Annotated in this window: 24 protein-coding genes and 1 other annotated feature; of the genes, 15 read left to right on the top strand and 9 right to left on the bottom strand. The window is 35.0% G+C overall.

Annotated elements, in window-relative coordinates; all coding sequences use genetic code 11:
• Positions 1-24: 24 nt before the first annotated feature.
• A complete protein-coding gene (locus tag NSQ18_RS00715) occupies positions 25-297 on the bottom strand; it encodes an acylphosphatase (RefSeq protein WP_026019132.1) in 273 nt (90 codons plus the stop codon).
• A 30-nt stretch (positions 298-327) separates the two neighbouring features.
• Positions 328-2,046 (bottom strand): globin-coupled sensor protein, encoded by a 1,719-nt coding sequence (locus NSQ18_RS00710; protein ID WP_339288601.1) that lies wholly within the window; start codon positions 2,044-2,046, stop codon positions 328-330.
• 88 nt (positions 2,047-2,134) lie between these two features.
• On the opposite strand from NSQ18_RS00710, the gene NSQ18_RS00705 reads away from it, so the two are divergent.
• The 9 genes from NSQ18_RS00705 (at position 2,135) to NSQ18_RS00665 (ending at position 9,848) form a co-directional block, all read left to right on the top strand.
• Complete coding sequence (locus NSQ18_RS00705) at positions 2,135-2,422, top strand: DUF1033 family protein (RefSeq protein ID WP_016839224.1); 288 nt, start codon at positions 2,135-2,137, stop codon at positions 2,420-2,422.
• A gap of 253 nt (positions 2,423-2,675) precedes the next feature.
• Positions 2,676-2,876: a cold-shock protein gene (locus tag NSQ18_RS00700; protein ID WP_016839225.1), complete on the top strand. Its 201-nt coding sequence runs from the start codon at positions 2,676-2,678 to the stop codon at positions 2,874-2,876.
• Positions 2,877-3,155: 279 nt separating this feature from the next.
• The gene (locus NSQ18_RS00695) at positions 3,156-4,121 is read left to right on the top strand and encodes a PstS family phosphate ABC transporter substrate-binding protein (RefSeq protein ID WP_016839226.1); all 966 of its coding nucleotides are present in this window, start codon (positions 3,156-3,158) and stop codon (positions 4,119-4,121) included.
• 70 nt (positions 4,122-4,191) lie between these two features.
• Entirely contained in the window at positions 4,192-5,136 is a 945-nt protein-coding gene (gene pstC / locus NSQ18_RS00690; protein ID WP_016839227.1) for a phosphate ABC transporter permease subunit PstC, read from the top strand.
• A gap of 1 nt (position 5,137) precedes the next feature.
• Complete coding sequence (pstA, locus tag NSQ18_RS00685) at positions 5,138-6,019, top strand: phosphate ABC transporter permease PstA (RefSeq protein WP_016839228.1); 882 nt, start codon at positions 5,138-5,140, stop codon at positions 6,017-6,019.
• Positions 6,020-6,043: 24 nt separating this feature from the next.
• Positions 6,044-6,877, top strand: a complete 834-nt coding sequence (gene pstB, locus NSQ18_RS00680; protein WP_026019134.1) for a phosphate ABC transporter ATP-binding protein PstB — start codon at positions 6,044-6,046, stop codon at positions 6,875-6,877.
• Between the two features lie 16 nt (positions 6,878-6,893).
• Complete coding sequence (gene phoU, locus NSQ18_RS00675; protein WP_016839230.1) at positions 6,894-7,556, top strand: phosphate signaling complex protein PhoU; 663 nt, start codon at positions 6,894-6,896, stop codon at positions 7,554-7,556.
• Between the two features lie 76 nt (positions 7,557-7,632).
• Positions 7,633-7,844 (top strand) — a binding site (T-box leader).
• 61 nt (positions 7,845-7,905) lie between these two features.
• The gene (trpE, locus tag NSQ18_RS00670) at positions 7,906-9,282 is read left to right on the top strand and encodes an anthranilate synthase component I (protein ID WP_016839232.1); all 1,377 of its coding nucleotides are present in this window, start codon (positions 7,906-7,908) and stop codon (positions 9,280-9,282) included.
• Complete coding sequence (locus NSQ18_RS00665) at positions 9,279-9,848, top strand: aminodeoxychorismate/anthranilate synthase component II (protein ID WP_016839233.1); 570 nt, start codon at positions 9,279-9,281, stop codon at positions 9,846-9,848. Before trpE ends, NSQ18_RS00665 begins: the two co-directional genes overlap by 4 nt.
• Before the next feature lie 358 nt (positions 9,849-10,206).
• Here the strand turns inward: NSQ18_RS00665 and NSQ18_RS00660 are convergent, their stop codons facing one another.
• Positions 10,207-10,677: a glutathione peroxidase gene (locus NSQ18_RS00660; protein ID WP_016839234.1), complete on the bottom strand. Its 471-nt coding sequence runs from the start codon at positions 10,675-10,677 to the stop codon at positions 10,207-10,209.
• A gap of 21 nt (positions 10,678-10,698) precedes the next feature.
• Complete coding sequence (locus tag NSQ18_RS00655; protein WP_016839235.1) at positions 10,699-11,889, bottom strand: MFS transporter; 1,191 nt, start codon at positions 11,887-11,889, stop codon at positions 10,699-10,701.
• Positions 11,890-12,069: 180 nt separating this feature from the next.
• Here NSQ18_RS00655 and NSQ18_RS00650 point away from each other — a divergent pair, with 180 nt between their 5' ends.
• Positions 12,070-13,020 (top strand): LysR family transcriptional regulator, encoded by a 951-nt coding sequence (locus tag NSQ18_RS00650; protein ID WP_016839236.1) that lies wholly within the window; start codon positions 12,070-12,072, stop codon positions 13,018-13,020.
• A gap of 4 nt (positions 13,021-13,024) precedes the next feature.
• Here NSQ18_RS00650 and NSQ18_RS00645 read toward each other — a convergent pair whose 3' ends face one another.
• Together NSQ18_RS00645 and NSQ18_RS00640 are read right to left on the bottom strand one after the other, a co-directional pair.
• Positions 13,025-13,519 carry a hypothetical protein gene (locus NSQ18_RS00645; RefSeq protein WP_016839237.1) on the bottom strand — a complete coding sequence of 165 codons (495 nt, stop codon included), beginning with the start codon at positions 13,517-13,519 and terminating at the stop codon, positions 13,025-13,027.
• Positions 13,516-13,905: a hypothetical protein gene (locus NSQ18_RS00640; protein WP_016839238.1), complete on the bottom strand. Its 390-nt coding sequence runs from the start codon at positions 13,903-13,905 to the stop codon at positions 13,516-13,518. Before NSQ18_RS00640 ends, NSQ18_RS00645 begins: the two co-directional genes overlap by 4 nt.
• A 156-nt stretch (positions 13,906-14,061) precedes the next feature.
• Between NSQ18_RS00640 and rpmG the strand changes: the two genes are divergently transcribed.
• From rpmG to NSQ18_RS00620, 4 genes are all read left to right on the top strand, one after another.
• The gene (gene rpmG / locus NSQ18_RS00635; RefSeq protein ID WP_016839239.1) at positions 14,062-14,211 is read left to right on the top strand and encodes a 50S ribosomal protein L33; all 150 of its coding nucleotides are present in this window, start codon (positions 14,062-14,064) and stop codon (positions 14,209-14,211) included.
• Positions 14,212-14,272: 61 nt separating this feature from the next.
• Complete coding sequence (locus NSQ18_RS00630) at positions 14,273-14,860, top strand: 5-formyltetrahydrofolate cyclo-ligase (RefSeq protein ID WP_026019135.1); 588 nt, start codon at positions 14,273-14,275, stop codon at positions 14,858-14,860.
• A complete protein-coding gene (locus NSQ18_RS00625; protein ID WP_016839241.1) occupies positions 14,857-15,072 on the top strand; it encodes a YqgQ family protein in 216 nt (71 codons plus the stop codon). The genes NSQ18_RS00630 and NSQ18_RS00625 overlap by 4 nt, the downstream gene beginning before the upstream one ends.
• A 324-nt stretch (positions 15,073-15,396) precedes the next feature.
• Positions 15,397-17,292, top strand: coding sequence for an LTA synthase family protein (locus tag NSQ18_RS00620; RefSeq protein ID WP_339288590.1), 1,896 nt, complete (start codon positions 15,397-15,399; stop codon positions 17,290-17,292).
• A gap of 251 nt (positions 17,293-17,543) precedes the next feature.
• Here the strand turns inward: NSQ18_RS00620 and NSQ18_RS00615 are convergent, their stop codons facing one another.
• Positions 17,544-17,723 (bottom strand): DUF2759 domain-containing protein, encoded by a 180-nt coding sequence (locus NSQ18_RS00615; protein WP_016837707.1) that lies wholly within the window; start codon positions 17,721-17,723, stop codon positions 17,544-17,546.
• Between the two features lie 207 nt (positions 17,724-17,930).
• Here NSQ18_RS00615 and NSQ18_RS00610 point away from each other — a divergent pair, with 207 nt between their 5' ends.
• Positions 17,931-18,569 (top strand): MBL fold metallo-hydrolase, encoded by a 639-nt coding sequence (locus tag NSQ18_RS00610; protein ID WP_026019023.1) that lies wholly within the window; start codon positions 17,931-17,933, stop codon positions 18,567-18,569.
• Positions 18,570-18,720: 151 nt separating this feature from the next.
• Here NSQ18_RS00610 and NSQ18_RS00605 read toward each other — a convergent pair whose 3' ends face one another.
• On the bottom strand, positions 18,721-18,966 hold the full coding sequence (locus NSQ18_RS00605; protein WP_339288588.1) for a DUF2626 family protein: 246 nt from the start codon (positions 18,964-18,966) through the stop codon (positions 18,721-18,723).
• Positions 18,967-19,077: 111 nt separating this feature from the next.
• Complete coding sequence (locus tag NSQ18_RS00600) at positions 19,078-19,779, bottom strand: helix-turn-helix domain-containing protein (protein WP_016837711.1); 702 nt, start codon at positions 19,777-19,779, stop codon at positions 19,078-19,080.
• Between the last annotated feature and the right edge of the window lie 57 nt (positions 19,780-19,836).

Raw genomic sequence — 19,836 nt, 5'->3', positions numbered from 1 at the left:
ATTGGACGTTTAAAAAACGTCCAATTACATCAATTCAAAATTCAATTTTTCATAACCTTGTAAATCATCAAAAGTTTTGATTGACAAACTTGATTTTAGATTTTCACCTTTTTGAATAAAATGCAAAAATTCATCAATAGATTGATTTTTCCCTTCCACATCGATTTCAAGCTGATCGTTTTCATTTATACGAAAATTCCCTTTTAATCCTAATTCTAACGCCTTCTGTTGAATGAAAAATCGGTTGCCAAATCTTTTTTCAGCGACATTGATCATAATGTGCGCCCTCTTTGCCATCACTCCACCTACAATCAATTAAATTTTCATTTAGCCGTGGGTTTTCAACATATGAATTAAATCATTTAAATAGTGAATGACTTTTTCAGAAGCTTTTTCGATTTCTTGCAAATGGATTTCTGCTTGTTGTCGATTTCCTCTACTTAATTCCAAAATTGCATTTTTTGCAGCAATATGAACTTGCTTATGAACGTACTCTAATTCTTTGAAAGATTCTACATGTTTAAATTTAGCTTGGGTGTCATTTGCATAATACCATTTTCCTAAACGGCAATCTTGGTGGGAGGAAACTTCTTCTGGTGATAATTCTTCAACTCCTAAAATCATGTTATATACCCGCCATTTCCATAATAGATGATCAGTTTTTGATAATTGTAAAAGGGCGGTACTGGATAAGTGAACAGGGTTATTATTGATAATGTCATTTCGGAAACGCATCATTTCTTTACTTAGTGCAAATATACTTTCAGACGTTTGTTTACCTAAGCTATGAATTTGTTCTTGAAGATTGGCCATTTCAGACATACGTTTAGTAATTTCATCAACGGCAGCAGCTTGTTCTTCAGTAATGGAAGCAGTGCTGGCAACATCATGTTTAATACTTTCAATTGCATGTACAATTGAGTTTAATAATGGTAACGACTGTTTTGCCTCTGAAGTAGCTTCTTTAATCTTCTGTGAAGCATCTGCAATGGAATCGGAAACCATATTTGAATATTGTTTAAATGCATCGACATTTTGTGATACTTCATTTAATGCGTTCACTGTTCCTTCAGCTAATTTTCGTACTTCTTGTGCCACAACAGAGAAACCTTTCCCATGTTCACCAGCACGAGCTGCCTCAATAGAAGCGTTAAGTGCTAGTAAATTTGTTTGGTCTGCAATTTCGTTTATTATTGTGACGATACTATCAATTTCGTTCACATAGTTTTGTAATTGATGGAATGATTTAACAATTTGTTGGAACGTATCATCCGTTTGAAAAATATCATTTAACGCTTTTTCAATTGTATTTTTTCCGTCGATAACATTGCTAACTGAATCCGTCGTTTTCTCAGATATTTGCGATGAAGCACGGGCAACTTCTCCAATCGAAGCGGAAACTTGTTCGATTGCTGCGGTGGAATTTTGAATTTCCGTTGTTTGTTGATCAACGCGTTGAATTAAATCTTTCATGTAGATGATTTTCGTATTGGATTCAATTAGCGAAGAAATTTCTGTAATGACATTTTCGATCATTCTTTCTGTTAATACTTCTACCAATAACTCTTGCTCTACATTCATTGCAGCGTTTAATGAGCGCAAATATTCCAATGCTTTATGAGGTTTCATACCAAAGTTATGTAAAATGTGAGTACTAATGTAAAAGGAGAATTGATTAAATAATACGATTAATTTTCCAGTTTCAAAATTATGTATTCTGAATAAGTGAAAAAATTTTATCGCATTTTGTACATACTCATCATTTCGTTCATTAAGAAAAAATTGTTGCAAATATTTTTCAATTTTTTCTTCTGGAATAGGATTTTCGCCTTTCGGTGAAATTTCTTTTAAATAGCGTTGAAAAATATTGCTCATTGTTGGAGTGAAGTTTACAATTTTTTTAAATAATTCTTGTAAATTTTGCTGATCCTTTTTTGTAAAATGATTATATTGTAAGGTTTTTAAAAAACGTCCTGATGCTTCTATATCAGTTCCACGTTCTAATAAATCGTTTAAATGAACTCTTGGTTTAAATGTTAAAACCATACTTAAGTCCTTCCTTTCGATTCAAAAATTACCAAGTTATAGATATTTTAACATATTTTTTATTATGAAAAGAATGGGGTTTTTCAACGTGTATAAAATTATTTATATGAAGGCAGACTTTGAACCTTGGTGGCAATTTGAAGGTTGGGAATCACATATTGTGTCAGAAGAAGTTTTTGATACGAAAGAACAATTTGAAGTTGCAATAAAAGAAACTCTTAATGTGTTTAGAAAAAAATTTGACCATGAGGAGAGCAGGGAAGGAAAGTATTTTGCCTTTTGGTCGGAAGATGAAAAAACTTATTGTGAAGCTTGTGATGATGAATTACAAATTTTTCATGGTATAATTGTGCAACAACTTGAATATAATCAATAATAGTAACAAAATATATCCCGATCCATTGGAGAACGATTTCAAATCTGTATAAAAATCGTTTGACATTTTGTAATATGGTGGTATAATATAAATACAATTGAATTGTAAGGCCGGAAACAAGTGATTCACATATTACAAAGAGTGATCGGTGTTTTTGTCGGTACTCTTCGTAATATGTGAATTTTTTTTATTCTGGTAATAAAAACAATTCCATATTGTAAAAATATTTTTATTTTTTTGGAGGTTTTTTTCAATGAAACAAGGTACAGTAAAATGGTTTAACTCAGAAAAAGGTTTTGGATTCATCGAAGTTGAAGGCGAAAACGACGTATTCGTACACTTCTCAGCTATTCAAGGTGAAGGTTTCAAAACTCTTGATGAAGGTCAAAAAGTGGAATTCGAAGTGGTTGAAGGCAACCGCGGACCTCAAGCTGCTAACGTTGTTAAATTATAATTATAAACGAACTTAAATATGATGAGGCATCCATTTTTGGACGCCTCTTTTTATTTTCGATATGGAAACATCATTTTCTTACAGAGAATGATGTTTTTTTGTTTCTGTTTTTAGTAAAAATTCCTCTTTCTTTTAAATTGCAATCTTAACATTTTCTGCATCCAAAAGTAGTGCAAATTTACAATCTCTTAACAATTCCTTTAAACAAGATCAATATATGAATTTTATAGTGGGAAATGTAGTGAAAATTAAACTATTAAACGATGGAGGAAATTTCAGATGAAAAAGTGGAAGTTCTTAACGATGACTGCAATGGTAAGTTCTGCATTACTACTTGGAGCATGTGGCGGAGAAAAAAATGAAGCTGGCACAAATGCTGGAAATATACCACAACAAGCAGAAAATGGAGAAGCACAATTAGCAGGCTCTGTAACAGGTGATGGTTCTTCAACTGTTGCCCCTATTGTTGAAGCACTTGTAGAAGAATATGCTGCTGTTGAACCAAATGTACAAGTATCTGTTGGGGTATCTGGAACTGGTGGAGGATTTGAAAAATTCATCGCCGGCGAAACGGATTTCTCAAATGCTTCACGAGAAATTAAAGAAGAAGAAGCTCAAGCTTTAAAAGATGCGGGTATTGAATATACAAGATTTGAAATTGCTTATGACGGTATCACTGTCGTAATTAATTCAGATAACGATTGGGCTACGGATTTAACAATTGAACAATTAAAAGAAATTTGGATTGAAGACGGAAAAGTGAAAAAATGGTCTGATCTTGATCCATCTTGGCCAGATGAAGAAATTGTCTACTATGCACCAGGAACAGATTCAGGTACCTTTGACTATTTCGACGAAGTGATTTTGGAAGGTGAAGATTTAGTTCGATCAGCTCAATTGTCTGAAGATGATAACGTAATTGTTCAAGGCGTTGCTTCTGATAAAAACGCGATCGGATTCTTTGGCTATGCTTACTATTTGGAAAATCAAGATAAATTAAAAGCGGTACGCGTGAACGGTATAGAACCATCAAATGAAACAATTGAAAACGGGGAATACACGCCGCTCTCTCGTCCGTTATTTGTATTCGTAAACAATAAAAAAATCATTGAGAATGAATCATTTTACGATTTTATGAAATTCACTTTAGAAAACGCTGGAGACATGGCTGAAGCTGTTGGATATGTGCGTTTACCTGATGATAAGTATAGAGAAGAGCTGAAAACGTTAGAACAATTTAAATAATCCTTTAGATTGTTAGTGTGTGGGGGGCTTTCACCCACACACTTTGCAGGGGTAGAAGGGAGATTATGAAATGGCTCAAAGCATTGAGAAAGAGCAATCAATCCAACAATTGATTGAGAAATCTCGAAATAAAAAGGGCAAAAAAATCATTGAAAAAATAATGCCTATTTTACTCCTATTAGCAGCACTGATTTCTGTTGTTACCACATTAGGCATTGTCTTTACATTAATTTTCGAGACCTTTGAGTTTTTTAGGAGAGTATCAATTGTCGAGTTTTTATTTGGAACAGAATGGTATCCATTTTCAAGTGGCAGTCCATCCTTTGGTGTTTTACCACTCATATTAGGAACATTCAAAGTGACGCTGATTGCAATAGGTGTAGCTGTTCCGATAGGTTTGTCAGTAGCAATTTATTTAAGTGAATATGCTTCTGACAAAACTCGAAAAATCATGAAACCGATTTTGGAAGTATTAGCAGGTGTACCGACCATTGTCTATGGTTTTTTTGCTCTGACGTTTGTCACACCGATATTACAAACTTTGATACCGTCGCTGAAATTATTTAATGCTCTTAGTCCAGGGATCGTAGTGGGAATCATGATTTTACCTAGCATTATCTCTTTATCGGAAGATGCCATGAATTCTGTACCAAATGCTATTCGAGAAGGAGCTCTCGCGCTGGGTGCTACAAAGCTCGAAGTTTCGTTAAAAGTTGTACTTCCTGCAGCGTTATCCGGCATCGTTGCATCCATTGTATTGGGCATTTCTCGGGCTATCGGTGAAACGATGATTGTCTCCCTCGCCGGCGGTGCAACCCCAACTTTTGATTTCAATATCACGGGTTCAATTCAAACGATGACAGCCTATATCGTACAAGTATCTTCTGGTGATGCAGGTTACGGCACAACAATTTACTATTCTATGTATGCCGTTGGATTTACGTTGTTTATATTCACTTTATTGATGAACTTAGTAGCTCAATATATTTCGAAACGCTTCAGGGAGGAATATTGATATGACGAAATACATTGACGATACCGTCGTCATGAAGCGTATGCAGTCTCGATTAAGAAAAAATAAAATTTGGAAAATGATATTCTTCCTTGCTACTTCTTTTGCATTGTTAACCCTCGTTGTATTAATTGTAAGAATAATATGTCAAGGAGCGGGATACATAAATTGGGATTTCTTTAACAATTTCGGTTCGCGTTTTCCTGAAAAAGCTGGAGTAAAAGCGGCATTAATTGGTTCGATTTGTATGATGCTCGTTGTAGCTCCAACTTCCATCATACTTGGGGTGGCAACAGCAATATATTTGGAAGAGTATGCAAAGAATAATAGATTTAATGATTTTATTCGAACAAATATATCCAACTTAGCTGGTGTACCATCAATTGTCTTTGGTTTATTAGGATTAACCATTTTTGTCCGCATGTTTGGTTTAGGAAAAAGTATTCTAGCTGCTGGATTAACGATGAGTTTATTAATTTTACCTGTCATTATTGTAGCTGCACAAGAAGCGATCCGTGCTGTACCAAAAGAACAGCGGGAAGCTTCATATGGTATGGGCGCAACCAAATGGCAAACGATTACTCGAGTTGTATTGCCATCTGCCATACCGGGAATCTTGACGGGTAGCATTTTAGCTTTATCTCGTGCAATTGGAGAAACAGCGCCATTAGTTGTAATCGGAATCCCTGTGATTATCCATTTCTTGCCTACGGGTTTGCTTAGTGAATTTACAGCTTTGCCGATGCAAATTTACGATTGGGCAAAACGCCCGCAAGAAGCATTTCAATATGTTGCTGCAGCGGGAATTATTGTGTTGATGATTGTCCTTGTGCTGATGAATTCGATTGCCGTGTTGATTCGAAATAAATTCCAAAAACGATATTAAGGATGGGTGAAAGTGGTACAAACAATGATTAACAATGAACTGAAACCTTTGCGTGTTGTTGAAAAGCAGTTCAAAGTGAATGAAAATTTCCAGACAAACAGTAAAGCATCCGTTTTCTATGCGAACAATTTTAATCTTTGGTATGGTGAGCACCATGCGTTAAAAGATATTCAATTTAACGTTCAAGAAAATGAAGTGACTGCCATCATCGGGCCTTCAGGATGCGGAAAATCAACTTTTATTAAAGCGTTGAACCGCATGGTGGAACTTGTTCCATCAGTGAAAATAAGCGGAGAAATTTTATACCGTGGTCGCAATATTTTTGCTGCTGATTATGCAGTAGAGGAATTGCGTACAAAAGTTGGGATGGTGTTTCAAAAGCCAAACCCTTTCCCGAAATCCATATATGATAACGTTGCTTATGGTCCGAGAATTCATGGCATTAAAAATAAAAAAATACTAGATGAAATTGTAGAAAGGTCATTGAGAGGTGCAGCGATTTGGGATGAAGTGAAAGATCGTCTTCATCACAATGCTTATGGTTTATCAGGAGGACAACAACAACGTATTTGTATTGCACGGTGTCTAGCGATAGAACCAGATGTCATTTTAATGGACGAACCAACATCTGCCCTTGATCCAATTTCTACATTAAAAGTTGAGGACCTCATTCAGGACTTAAAAAAGAATTACTCCATTATTATTGTTACACACAATATGCAACAAGCGGCCCGGATTTCAGACAAAACAGCCTTTTTCTTAAATGGAGAAGTAGTGGAATTTGACATCACAGATCGAATATTCTCAACACCACGTGATCAGCGTACAGAAGATTATATTTCAGGGCGTTTCGGCTAATAGGAGTGATGGGTGTGTGAGTATTCGAGAAAGATTGGACAAAGAATTGGAATCTGTGCAACAAGCATTTTTAACTTTGTGCGATAAAAGTATTCATCAATTTGAATTATCGTTTCAAGCATTTATTGAAAAAGATATGGTATTAGCAAAACGAATAATAGAAGAAGATGTGGAAATGAACAAGATGGAAGAAGAGATTCATAATAAAGTAGTGCTCCTTCTGACCAAACAACAACCAATTGTTGCAACAGATCTTCGTCGTCTTATCGTTTTATTAAAAGCTGCTTCAGATATGGAACGGGTTGGAGATTATGCAGTGAACATATCAAAGGAAGCCATTCGCATTGGGGAGAAACAGTTTATTACGTCAGTAGAGTTAATGGAAGATATGTGCTATAAAACGATATCGATGCTTCGGCAAGTCGTTAATGCATTTGTGGAAGAAAATGTCCAAAATGCAAAAGAAATTGCTGAAATGGATGATCAAATCGATGAAATGTATGGTAATATGATTGCACATTTAATGAAACTTTCTGCCATTAGCCCTGAAAGTGTTTCGCAAATCACGTATTTATCTTTTGTATGTCGATTTATTGAGCGGTGTGCGGATTTGGCAACGAATATGGCAGAATATATCCTCTATTTGAAAAAAGGCCTTTACTTAGATTTAAACCGTTAATGTAGTATTCTAACCTTTTCAAAAGGGTTTTTATTGAATAATGAAAAAATTTATAATAAAATTATTTCAACCAAATACGGAAGCGATGATGAAAAAGAGTAGTATTATGGATTGGCTAAGAGAGCTAGCGGTTGGTGCGAGCTAGTGCAAGACATAATACGAATGGGTTTTCTAGCTCTAGCATTGAAAGTTTAGTAGGTGCTAGCGTATCGTTTACGTTACAAACTTTGAGTGGACATAAGTCTTCTTATGTCAATAAAGGTGGTACCACGGCTCCCCGTCCTTTAATTTTAGGGGAGTTTTTTTATTTTGATAGCTTAGTTAGTTGAGTTGAGAGGAGAAGGTAGAGATGACAGTAAATTATGTAATGAAAACTTTACAGGGAGATATGATGACCCCTATTTCTGTTTTCCTTAGTGTCTCAGGAAAAAATAAAGTATTATTTGAATCTGCTGCGAAACATGAGGAAAGCGGAAGATATTCCTTTATTGCCTATGATCCGATTGCAGAATTAATTGGCAATAAAGAGAGTTACTTGTTTAGGAAAGAAGGGGAGGAGGAAAAGAGGGAAGGTTCGGTCTTTCAAAAGTTGAGAGATATAATCCCTATTTCCAATGAACCACTCCCTTTTTCCTTCTTTGGAGGAGCAATTGGTTATTTTAGCTATGATACGGCTTTTTATTCTGAAAACATCGGACCTGTCTTATCAGATGAGTTGAATATGCCAGATGTGCATCTTCTGTTTTATAATCGTTTTATTGTCATCGATCATTTACTACAAAAAGTATCGATCGTGGCCATTGATTTATTCCAAGAAGGTAAAACAAGAGAGGAAATGGATGAATACATCCATCAGATTGAAGAACAATTGAAAAATGGTACTACGCTTATTGAAGTAGAAAAAAGTGCAGTTGAATTTCGTCCATCCATTGACCAAGAAACATTTGTGAAAATGGTAGAAAAAGCAAAAAAATATATTGAATGTGGTGACATTTTTCAAGTTGTATTATCTCAACGTTTTTCGTCAGATTTTAAAGGAAATCCTTTTTCTTTATACCGCAGTCTGCGTACTTCGAATCCATCACCATACATGTTCTATTTAGAGTTTGATGATTATACAATTTTGGGTACTTCCCCAGAAAGTTTAGTAAAAATCACCGATGGATTCATTAAGACGAATCCGATTGCTGGAACGAAACCTCGTGGAAAAACAAAGGAAGATGATCGAAAATTAGAGGAACTTCTTCTAAGTGATGAGAAAGAACTTGCGGAACATCGCATGCTCGTTGATTTAGGTCGAAACGATTTGGGGAGGGTTTCGAAGGTCGGTACAGTGAACGTTTCAAAATATATGAAAATAGAAAAGTATAAATATGTAATGCATATTGTTTCCGAAGTAATCGGTGAAAAAAGAGATGATGTTCATGTAGTGGATGTCATTACTAGTTGCTTGCCTGCTGGAACGGTTTCCGGAGCTCCGAAAATTCGCGCCATGCAAATTATCAATGAACTGGAACAACAAAAAAGAGGGGTTTACGCAGGGGCAATTGGTTATATTTCAATCAATGGCAATTTAGACTTGGCAATTGCGATACGTACGATGATCGTAAAAGACGAAAAAGCATATGTGCAAGCTGGGGCAGGAATCGTGTATGATTCCATTCCGCAATCTGAATATGAAGAGACACTGAATAAAATGAAGGCTTTGTTGGAGGTAGAGCGATGATATTACTAATTGATCATTACGATTCATTCACATACAATTTATATCAACAAATTGCCTCGCTCGGAAAAGAAGTGAAGGTTATTCGCTACGATGACATCACGATTGACGAAATTCGTGATATGCAACCTGAAGCGATTGTATTATCGCCAGGACCTGGAAGACCTGATGATATTCCTCAAACGGTCAATCTTGTAAAAGAACTGTACACGGAGTTTCCAATCCTTGGTGTTTGTTTAGGGCATCAAATTATCGGTGCCGCATTTGGCGGTGAGATTGTGCAAGCAAACCGCATCATGCATGGAAAAACGTCGCTATTAAACTATGAACGAAAGGGATTGTTCAAAGAGTGTTTTAATGATGTAGAAGTGATGCGTTATCATTCATTAGTCATTGAACCTACGACATTAAGTAAAGACTTTGAGGTAATTGCAACGTCAAAAGATGATGGAGAAATTATGGCTATTCAACATAAACAGCTACCTATCTATGGCGTACAATTCCATCCTGAGTCAATCGGTACACCAAGCGGAAATCATATCGTCAAGGCGTTTTTAGCGAATGCATAGTAAAAAGGCTTTCTAGAATGTATAACGTTCTAGAAAGCCTGTTATTTTATTGAAGATAATAGTCCTAATAGATGGTTATTAGTCAAACTTCAATTCATATTAGTCAATCTGAGGAGGATAATAGTCAAAATTGTGACAGTTATAGCCAATTATCAAGAAAATTGATTGAAAGATAATAGTCAAAGTTTAGTAAATAATAGCCAAACTCAATAGGATAAATGGCCAAATTTGTCAATGAGCTGAACATGCTGATATAAAGAAGTGATAATTGCCAAAGTCAAGCAAAAAATAGTCAATACCAATAGGATAATGGTCAATCTGCACTTTATAATAGCCATTCCAGAAATATAAAGCGTTATTATAAATATTTCTCAATCTCTTTCTCAAATTTGGATGGTTTATCCATCGGGGCAAAACGAGCGACTACTTCACCGTTTCGATCCACTAAAAATTTCGTAAAATTCCACTTTACTTTCGAACCGAGAACGCCTTTTGTATTACGGGTTAAAAATTTAAATAAAGGGTGTGCCTCTTCTCCGTTAACCGCTACAATTTCATGGATTGGGAATGTCACTCCGTAATTGATTCGACATGCTTCTTCCGCATCTTTTGCAGAGTCTAATTCTTGTTTAAACTGATTGGAGGGGAATCCTAAAACGACAAACCCACGATCTTTATATTTTTGATAAATTTTTTCTAGTTCATCAAATTGTGGAGCAAAACCGCAATTAGATGCAGTGTTCACAATTAACATTACTTGTCCTTTATAGCGGCTTAATGGATATGTTTCTCCCTTAGCAGTTGTTACTTCGATATCGTAAAATTCCATGAGAGCTCCTCACTTTCACTATTAATTCTCAGTTCTTCTACTGCTTAAATTCAGTATAACAGCTAATAGGAGAGAAGTAATGATAAACGCACTGATGAATGCGATTACCCCGTTCCATCCGAAACTAGACCAAAAGAATCCACCTGTTGTTCCACCAACACTTGAACCAAAATAGTAGGCAAATAAGTAAAGGGAAGAGGCTTGAGCTTTATTGCTTTTTGCCCGGCTGCTTACCCAAGAACTTGCGATGGAATGTGACCCGAAAAAGCCGAAAGTAAATACAACAATCCCAAGTATTTTAATTATTAAATTGACGGGAAGTGTTAATAAAGCTCCCGATAACATAATCATAATCCCGACTAACAGCACCTTTTGACGCCCAAACCGATCCGATAAACTACCAAACCAAGCAGAGCTAAAAGTTCCAACTAAATAAACTATAAAAATCCAGCCAACGATAGTTGTACTTAGGTTGTAAGGTTCATCTAGCAATTTATAACTAATATAGTTATATAAAGTGACAAATCCCCCCATTAATGTGAATGCAATTCCGAACAAGCAGACTAAACCTGGATCTTTTAAATGGGAAAATAGTGATTTCGTCAAGGAAGCTAATTGTAAAGGTCTTGGTTCAAAATGTTGAGATGCCGGCAATGCCCATATGAAAAAGAAGCTCACAATTAAACTTAAAATACCAAGAAAAAGCATTCCTACTTGCCACGAAAATAAATCTGTTACCGTTCCCATGATAATCCGCCCGCTAAGGCCACCAACGGAATTTCCGCTTATATATAGTCCCATTGCAATACCCAGGCTAGAAGGATCCATTTCTTCTCCTAAATAGGCCATCGCAATGGCAGGAATTCCCGCAAAAACAATGCCTTGTATGACTCTCAATAACAATAAAATTTCAAAAGAAGGAGAGAATGCTAGCACAATTGTTATGAACGATGCTGCAAAGATGGAAAAGGTCATTAATCGCTTTCGTCCCCAAGCTTCCGATAATGATCCAAATAAAATTAAACTAAAGGATAGGGCGACAGTAGAAGCTGATAATGATAAACTGGCTACAGCAGGTGAAACATGGAATTCTTCAGAAAATTGCGGAAATAAAGGTTGCGTAATGTATAAGTTTGCAAAAATAATAAATCCTGCTGCAAACAATGCTAAATTCGTTAATGTAAATTCTCGAGTTCCTTTTTGGATATACACTGTTCTTCGCCTCTTTTAATTTTGACATTTTTTTGAACAATCAATTTACCGATAATTATAATGGTGATTTTCTAAAATAGTAATTTCATAGTTTTTATTTCACTAATAACTTTGAGTTATAAGTAGATGATTCTTTAAAATATGCCATTTCATTGTGACATTTTTAGGACATGCTATAATTTGGATAAAGAATATGAAGGAGAAGGGGACAATCAATTGGATATCAATGCACTCATTTATTTTCAAACTGTTGCAAAATATGAAAATATGTCGCGAGCAGCAGAAATTTTACATATTAGCCAGCCTGCCCTCAGCAAATCGATTGCTATGCTGGAAGAGTATTTAGGAGTTGAACTTTTCGATCGAAATGGCCGCTCCATCAAATTAAACCGATACGGGAAATTCTTCCTAGAACGAACGAATCTGATTTTAAAAGAAATCGAACGGGCAAAAGAAGATTTAACCAACCTTGTGACACCTGATGTTGGTGAAGTCTCATTAGGATTTATGCATACGTTGGGGCTAGAAGTTATTCCATCCTTAATGATGAAAGCGAAAAAGCGATTTCCTCATATGCGTTTTCAATTAACTCAAAGCAATTCTAGTGTCATTATGAAAAAATTGGAAACGGGAGAGCTTGATATTTGTTTAGTATCTTCTCTTGAAACTAGTAAAGACGTCCATTGGGAAAAATTATGGGAAGAGGAGTTATTTTTAATTGTTCCGAAACAACATCCATTAAAAAATCGGAAAAAAGTCAAGCTTGCTGAATTTGCAATGGAGCCTTTCATTTCTATCAAAAAAGGAAATTCATTGAGGAAATATGTTGATGAGATTTTTAAACGAGAAGGGTTTCAATTAAATGTTGCTTTTGAAGGGGAAGAAGTACATACCATTGCCGGGCTTGTGGAGAGCGGCTTAGGAGTTTCGTTAATTCCACATATTAAAGGGCTAGACCAATATAATGTACACATCATACAAGTAGATGCTAAAGACTGCAAAAGGGAAATTGGACTAAGCTATTTAAAAAATCGTTATATGAGTGGAGCAGTAAAGCAATTTATTGAATATGTTCGAGAGTTTTTTATTAATAAAACCCAAACAGAATCATCTTCCATCCGTTTGGGTTGATGAATTAAGAATTTTGTTTGCCTGTAATTAAATTAGCAATTTCTTCAATGGTCATCGTGGAATTGACTTTAAATTGCCCTTTTTGAATTGAGCGGGCATATTCCGGTTGTGCTAAAAATAACTCCATTTCAACCGCATTTTTAATAACGCCCATATCTTCCAATTTTTTTGAAACTTCATAAGGTGTTAGGCCGGAATAAATATATAGAATGCCTTCTACTACATTCTCCTGTTGTGTCGATGTAGTCGTTTCAGAAGGCTCATTATTTACCTCGGGTTCATCTTGCGTTTCGGTTGAATTGGAAGATGATTGATTTTCAAGTTCTTGTAATTGTTGTTTTGCTAATTTTAATTGGGATTCTAGCTGTGCAATTTTTTCTTCGTAATTAGCAATTTCCTTTGACTCTGATTCTGTATGAGAGAAACGATCCATCCCTGTATAAAGGATGCCGATGACTAAACAAGCAAGGCCAAACCCACGAACAGTCGATCTTTTCATGATTGACCTCCGTGATTAAGAATATGTAGAACTTGTTCTTCAGATAATGTTGACATTTTGCTGATTTCACTAATTGGGTATCCTTGCTTATTTAATTCGATGACTTGTCGAACTAAAATTTGATTGACCGGCTTATTCGGTTGTTTGGGTACATTCTCTGATTTAGTTGTAATAGGTTTTGTCGCCGGCTTTACTTTAAAAGAAGGCTCGAGTAATAATTCTTCTTCGATTACTTTTAATCTTCTTTTAATTCCGTTTGTTTCTTGATAAAATTGCAGAGACAATTCTTCAACATCTCGTTCTAATTTTTTTGATGTATCTTTTAGGAAAAAAGATGCAATAATACAAATAATGCCGATGATGATTAGTAACGTTGATAGTTCCACAATCGCTCCTCCGAATTTTACATTTTTGAATTATTTTAACATAAGGATTTTAATTAATAAATGATGCTAGATTTTTTTTCAATTTATGTTATAATGACTTAGTCGTATAAATCATGCTTATATATAAATTCATGATAGAGAGTGGGAGGGTTAATAATGCGCGTAAACATTACATTAGCTTGCACAGAATGTGGAGAACGTAATTATATTTCTACAAAAAATAAACGTAACAATCCAGAACGTCTAGAACTAAAAAAATATTGCTCTCGCGAGAAGAAAGTCACTCTTCACCGTGAAACGAAGTAATGATTTTGCCAAAACCAATTCCGGTTTTGGCTTTTTACTTATACGCAAAGGATTGATTGAAATGAACAAAAAAGAATGGCGAAATACTATTAAATCCTCTTTAAACGAAATGTCCAATGATCAATATCATTTACTTTCAGAAATGATAAAAAAGCGCTTATTCAATGAACCCATCCTAGAACAATGCCATACGATTGCGTTGACTATTTCAAGACAGCCTGAAGTGGATACTTATGAAATTATTAAGGCATGTTGGCAACTTGGTAAGCGGGTAGCTGTTCCAAAATGCAATCCAAAAACACGAACAATGGATTTTTATAATATCACTAGCTTTTCCCAGCTGGAAACGGTATATATGGATTTACAAGAACCTATACCAGAAAAAACAACTTATGTATCTCCTGAAGAAATTGATTTAATGATTGTACCAGGGATTGTATTTGATCAGCTTGGATATCGAATTGGTTACGGAGGCGGTTATTACGACCGGTATTTAACGAATTATAACGGGCATAAGATATCACTAGCTTTTCATTTACAAATTGTCGAAGAATTGCCAAAAGAATCTCATGATATTCCAGTTGATTTCATTATTACTGAAAAAGCTCTCATACATTGTGCCAACAATCGAAAGGAGATAGCTGAATGAAAACGATACTCGATATTCGCAACATATTGAAGCAATATGGTTCGTTTATTTATACAGGAGATCGCTTAGGGGATTTGATGATGATGGAAGATGAAATTCGCGAATTATATAAGTCGCAAGTTATAGATCCAAAAGAATTCCAATCGGCTCTATTGATAATTCGAAACGAAATAAAAAAAGAAGAAGAGAGAAAAATGAAATTAAATAACTAATATAGCCAATAAAAGAAAAAAATAATGATTGAATCAATTGTTAAAAAGGTGTAGACTTGTTAAGTCATTTTCATAAGAACAGTGGAGAAGCCACTGTTTTATTTTTGGGAACCTTTTTGTAAAAAAGACGTAAATATTTTTGGGGGTTTGTAAAGGGAAGGTAATATATAATTTTTATAACCTAATTTCTTTTAATTTTTTCGTAGTGCAATTCATTGAATAATGGCAAGAAAAAGATTAAGATATTATTTGCCTTCTTCTAAACATATGAAGTATATGTGCGAATGTTGTGACTTTGAATACGTAAGAAGAGGAGGATGCAAGATGAAGTCATGGAAATGGCCTAAACATACGATTTTAATAGTAGCCATTATCGCAACTTGGATTAAGACTGCAATCGTCTATCGAACCAGCTTTGAATTCGATTTAGAAAATGGAATGCAAGAGTTCATTTTATTTATAAATCCTCTTAGCTTTTTACTTTTTGCTTACGGAATATCTTTATTTTTCAAAACAGAAAAGGCGCGGAATCGTTGGATTGTCATTACAAGTATGGTGTTAAGTATTGTACTTTATACAAATGTTGCTTTCTATCGATTCTTCAACGATTTTATTACGCTTCCTGTATTATTCCAAACAAGCAATTTCGGAGAATTAGGAACGTCTGTAGCTGAAATACTTAATTTTAAGGATCTTTTATACTTTATTGATGTATTTGTTATTTTGTTGGCAATTAAATACTTACCAAAAATGGAGACATTATATAGCGTTCGAAAAGAAGTTCGTCGCGCATATTTTGTCCTATCATTAGCTGTGTTATTTTTAAATTTAGGTCTTTCTGAAACAGAACGGCCACAGCTTTTAACTCGTAGTTTTGACCGCGAATTACTAGTAAAAAATATTGGAACTTATAATTATCATTTATATGATATTTACATTCAATCAAAATCTTCCGCTCAACGTGCTCTTGCCGATGGGAGCGAACTAGTGGAAGTCAATAACTATGTTCAAGCAAACCAAGCAGCCATTAATGAAGACATGTTTGGTAAATATCAAGGTCGAAATTTGATTGTCATTCAACTGGAATCATTGCAAAGTTTTGTCTTGCAAAATGACATGAATGGATACGAAGTTACACCATTCTTGAATTCCTTAATTCACGATAAAGATACGTATTACTTTAATAATTTCTATCATCAAACAGGACTTGGCAAAACAAGTGATGCTGAATTCTTATTGGAAAATTCACTGTTTGGTTTAGACCGTGGTGCTGTATTCTTTACGCATAGTGGAAATACGTTTAATTCGATGGCTGAAAAGCTAGGGAAAAATGGATATTTTACAAGTGTCATGCACGCAAACAATAAATCTTTCTGGAATCGTGATATGACATATCAATCATTAAAAATGCAAAAATTCTATGATATTGATAGCTATGATGTAAACGAAGATAATTCTGTAAACTGGGGATTAAAAGACATTCCATTCTTTGAACAATCAGCGGAAATTATGACTGAAATGCCGCAACCGTTCTATACAAGAATAATTACATTAACAAACCATTTCCCATTCACATTGGATGAAGAAGATAAAATGATTCCTGAGTACAACTCTAATTCAGGTACGTTAAACCGTTATTTCCAAACTGTGCGATACATGGATGAGGCGGTCAAATTATTCTTTGAACATTTAAAAGAAAAAGGATTGTATGAGAATTCCATTATTGTTATGTACGGAGATCACTATGGAATTTCTGAAAACCATAATAAAGCGATGGCTATGTACTTAGAAAAAGAAGAAATTACGCCATACGATAGCGCATTGTTGCAGTCAGTGCCGTTATTCATTCACGTTCCGGGATCTGGTGACGGGCAAATCATCGAAAAAGTTGGAGGTCAAATTGACTTAAGACCAACCATTTTACACTTGTTGGGAATTGACACTTCCAATGATATGCAATTAGGTGCAGACTTGTTCTCTGATGAACACGAAGACTTTGTCATCTTCCGTGATGGACGCTTTGTGACGGATCAGTATGTATTTGCGGATCAAACATGCTTCGATCGTGCAACAGGAGAGAAGGTGGATATTCAAGGATGTGCACCTTATATTGAAAGAGCTCAAAAAGAGCTTGGATATTCAGATAAAATCATCAATGGTGACTTATTGCGCTTCTATGATGAAGAAACGGGAAATTTAATATCTGAAGTGGTTAAATAATTTTTGATAAAGTGACCGTTTTAAACGGTCACTTTCGACTGTGGTGCATGCTTAGCTACGGAGTAATGGCAAAGAGGATAGTGGAGACTTATTTCTGCTTCTGTAGCAGAAAAGAGTTATAAGAGCTATGATTATAGAATGTGAGGGTTTCTAGAAAGCTTTGATTTTCTAGAAACCCTTTTTTCCATTTAAAAAATTTATTTAAATAAAAAACGAGATGCGGCAATGCACCTCGTTTTTTATTCCTTTCATTAGTGATGTACTGGTGGATAGCCTTGGTATAATACAGTCATGATGACAAACCAACCAAACACTACTCCAGATGCTAATCCAAAAATAATTGCTAAAACGTTTTTGTCTTTGATTGCGCGGAATGCCGCAACTAATGAAAGAATTGCAATTAAACCGAAAATAACCATTAATAAGTTCATGAAAAATATTACACTCCTTTCGACATCCAAAGAGTATGTCGGTAAAACAATATTCCTTCTCTATTTTATAGCAACGGTCATAAAATGTCGAGTTTTAAAAGTGACGTTTATATGAACAACGAATGATTCGTTTAAAAGTTAAGAATGAATTGGTTGGCAATGTTCATTTTTTCCAAACCATAGTATAATACGCTAGAGGTGATTAGATTGTTGGATGTTAAAACATTAAGTGTCGGTCCAGTGCAAGCAAATTGCTATATAGTGAGCAACCAATCAAAAGAATGCATCATTTTTGACCCAGGTGAAGAAGGAAATAGAATCATTTCTACAATTCAATCTCAACAGCTAAAACCACTAGCCATCTTTTTAACTCATGCTCATTTTGACCATATAGGTGCTGTCGATGAATTAAGACAGGCTTTTCATATTCCTGTTTATATTCATAAAGAAGAAGAGGACTGGTTAATGGACCCAAATAAAAATGGTTCAGGAAAATATGTGGATCTTCCAACGTACCGTCTGCAACCGGCGGATTATATCATCGAAAAAGAGCAGACTTTTGTTGTAGGAGGCATGAAATTTCATGCGGTATTTACGCCAGGGCATTCCCCTGGAAGCATTTCATATATTTTCGAAGACGATGGGTTTGCAATTGTAGGCGATACGCTGTTTCAAGGAAGCATCGGTCGAACAGATTTAATTGGTGGATCACTGGAAGTGTTATTAAAATCCATTCATGAGAAGCTGCTTGTGCTGCCTGATGATTTTATTATTTATCCGGGACATGGAGGCTATACAACACCAGCTCATGAAATGGATACGAATCCATTTTTACATGGCTTTTAACTTAATAAGAGGGTGTCTAGAAAGTCGAGAACTTTCCAGGCACCCTTGCTTGCTTTTTCCTCCTGTGATAGTCGAAACAAACTTCCACTATCCTCGTCGCAAAAAGGGCCGCCTCAAAATGACTTTTGAGACAGCCCCATTTCCTGATTTATTAGTGTCCAAGTCCACCCGATACGTGGATAAACGTTGTGTAATAAGTAAAACCAGCAAAGAATATTGTCAAATAAGCTCCGAAAATGTACATGTACATGCGTTCTGAAAGGTTTAAGAAGCCTAATAATAAGAATAATACAGAATTACCTACGAATAATAGCGAAACCTCGATCATATGACCAAGATAGAACATTACGGCAAAAATACCTGTCCAGAATGCTAAAACTTTATACATATTAGCCATGTCGAATCCCTCCTTTTGTACGACACAATAATCTCAATGTTTATTATAAATGATAATTGACAATATTGTAAACTGATACTTCGATAGATTTGTGACAATCAAGTGTATCTTTTACAGAGCAACATTTGGCACACATATTTCATATTTACAAAAATCGCAATCATGAACCATACTTTCAAATTGAACAAATTCATTTTTTTCAAATAGTGTGTCGATTTGACCTTGTAAGTATGATTTATGTAGTTCACATACTATATCGCTATGTTCTTTTATTTGACTTCTATATGGACAGTTAAAAATCGTTAGCGTAATTTTCTTTCCTTCAGCAGTATCTACAATTTTTGGAATATAGCCAACTAGTAGAGCAGCTTCAGATAAGATTTCTAATTTTTCTTCAAAGCTAAGAGGTTTAGTTATCTTTGATAATCTTTTTTGAATTTCTTTTAAGCCATCTTGATAACTAATTTTTTTCGCTGTCTTCAATGCATCTTGTCCCAACTCACACACAAGTTGAAGTGCCCATTTAACGAGATGTTTTTCATCTCGTTTTGGGAAAGTCAACTCAACCCCTTGTTCAGATACTTGATAAATTCGACCAGGTCTTCCACCTTTACCTGATTTTAAAAAATCAGCAGTGATGAGATGGATCTCCGATAATTTCGTTAAATGCAATCTTGCCACATTTGGATGTATATTAAATTTATCTGCAATATCTTGTACAGTAAATGCTTTTTTTTGTTGCAACATGTATTCATATATTTGAAAACGAGTTTCATCCGCTAAAGTACTCGTAATTTTTAATGGATGCAACATGCTGTTATCCCACCTTCAGTAATATTTATGCTACTTCAATTTTAGCTTTATTATTAA

The sequence above is a fragment of the Ureibacillus sp. FSL K6-0786 genome, from assembly GCF_037965165.1.
GTDB classification, from domain to species: domain Bacteria; phylum Bacillota; class Bacilli; order Bacillales_A; family Planococcaceae; genus Ureibacillus; species Ureibacillus thermosphaericus.
Note: the sequence above shows the minus strand (reverse complement) of the source record. Positions and strands in the feature narration are given on the sequence as shown.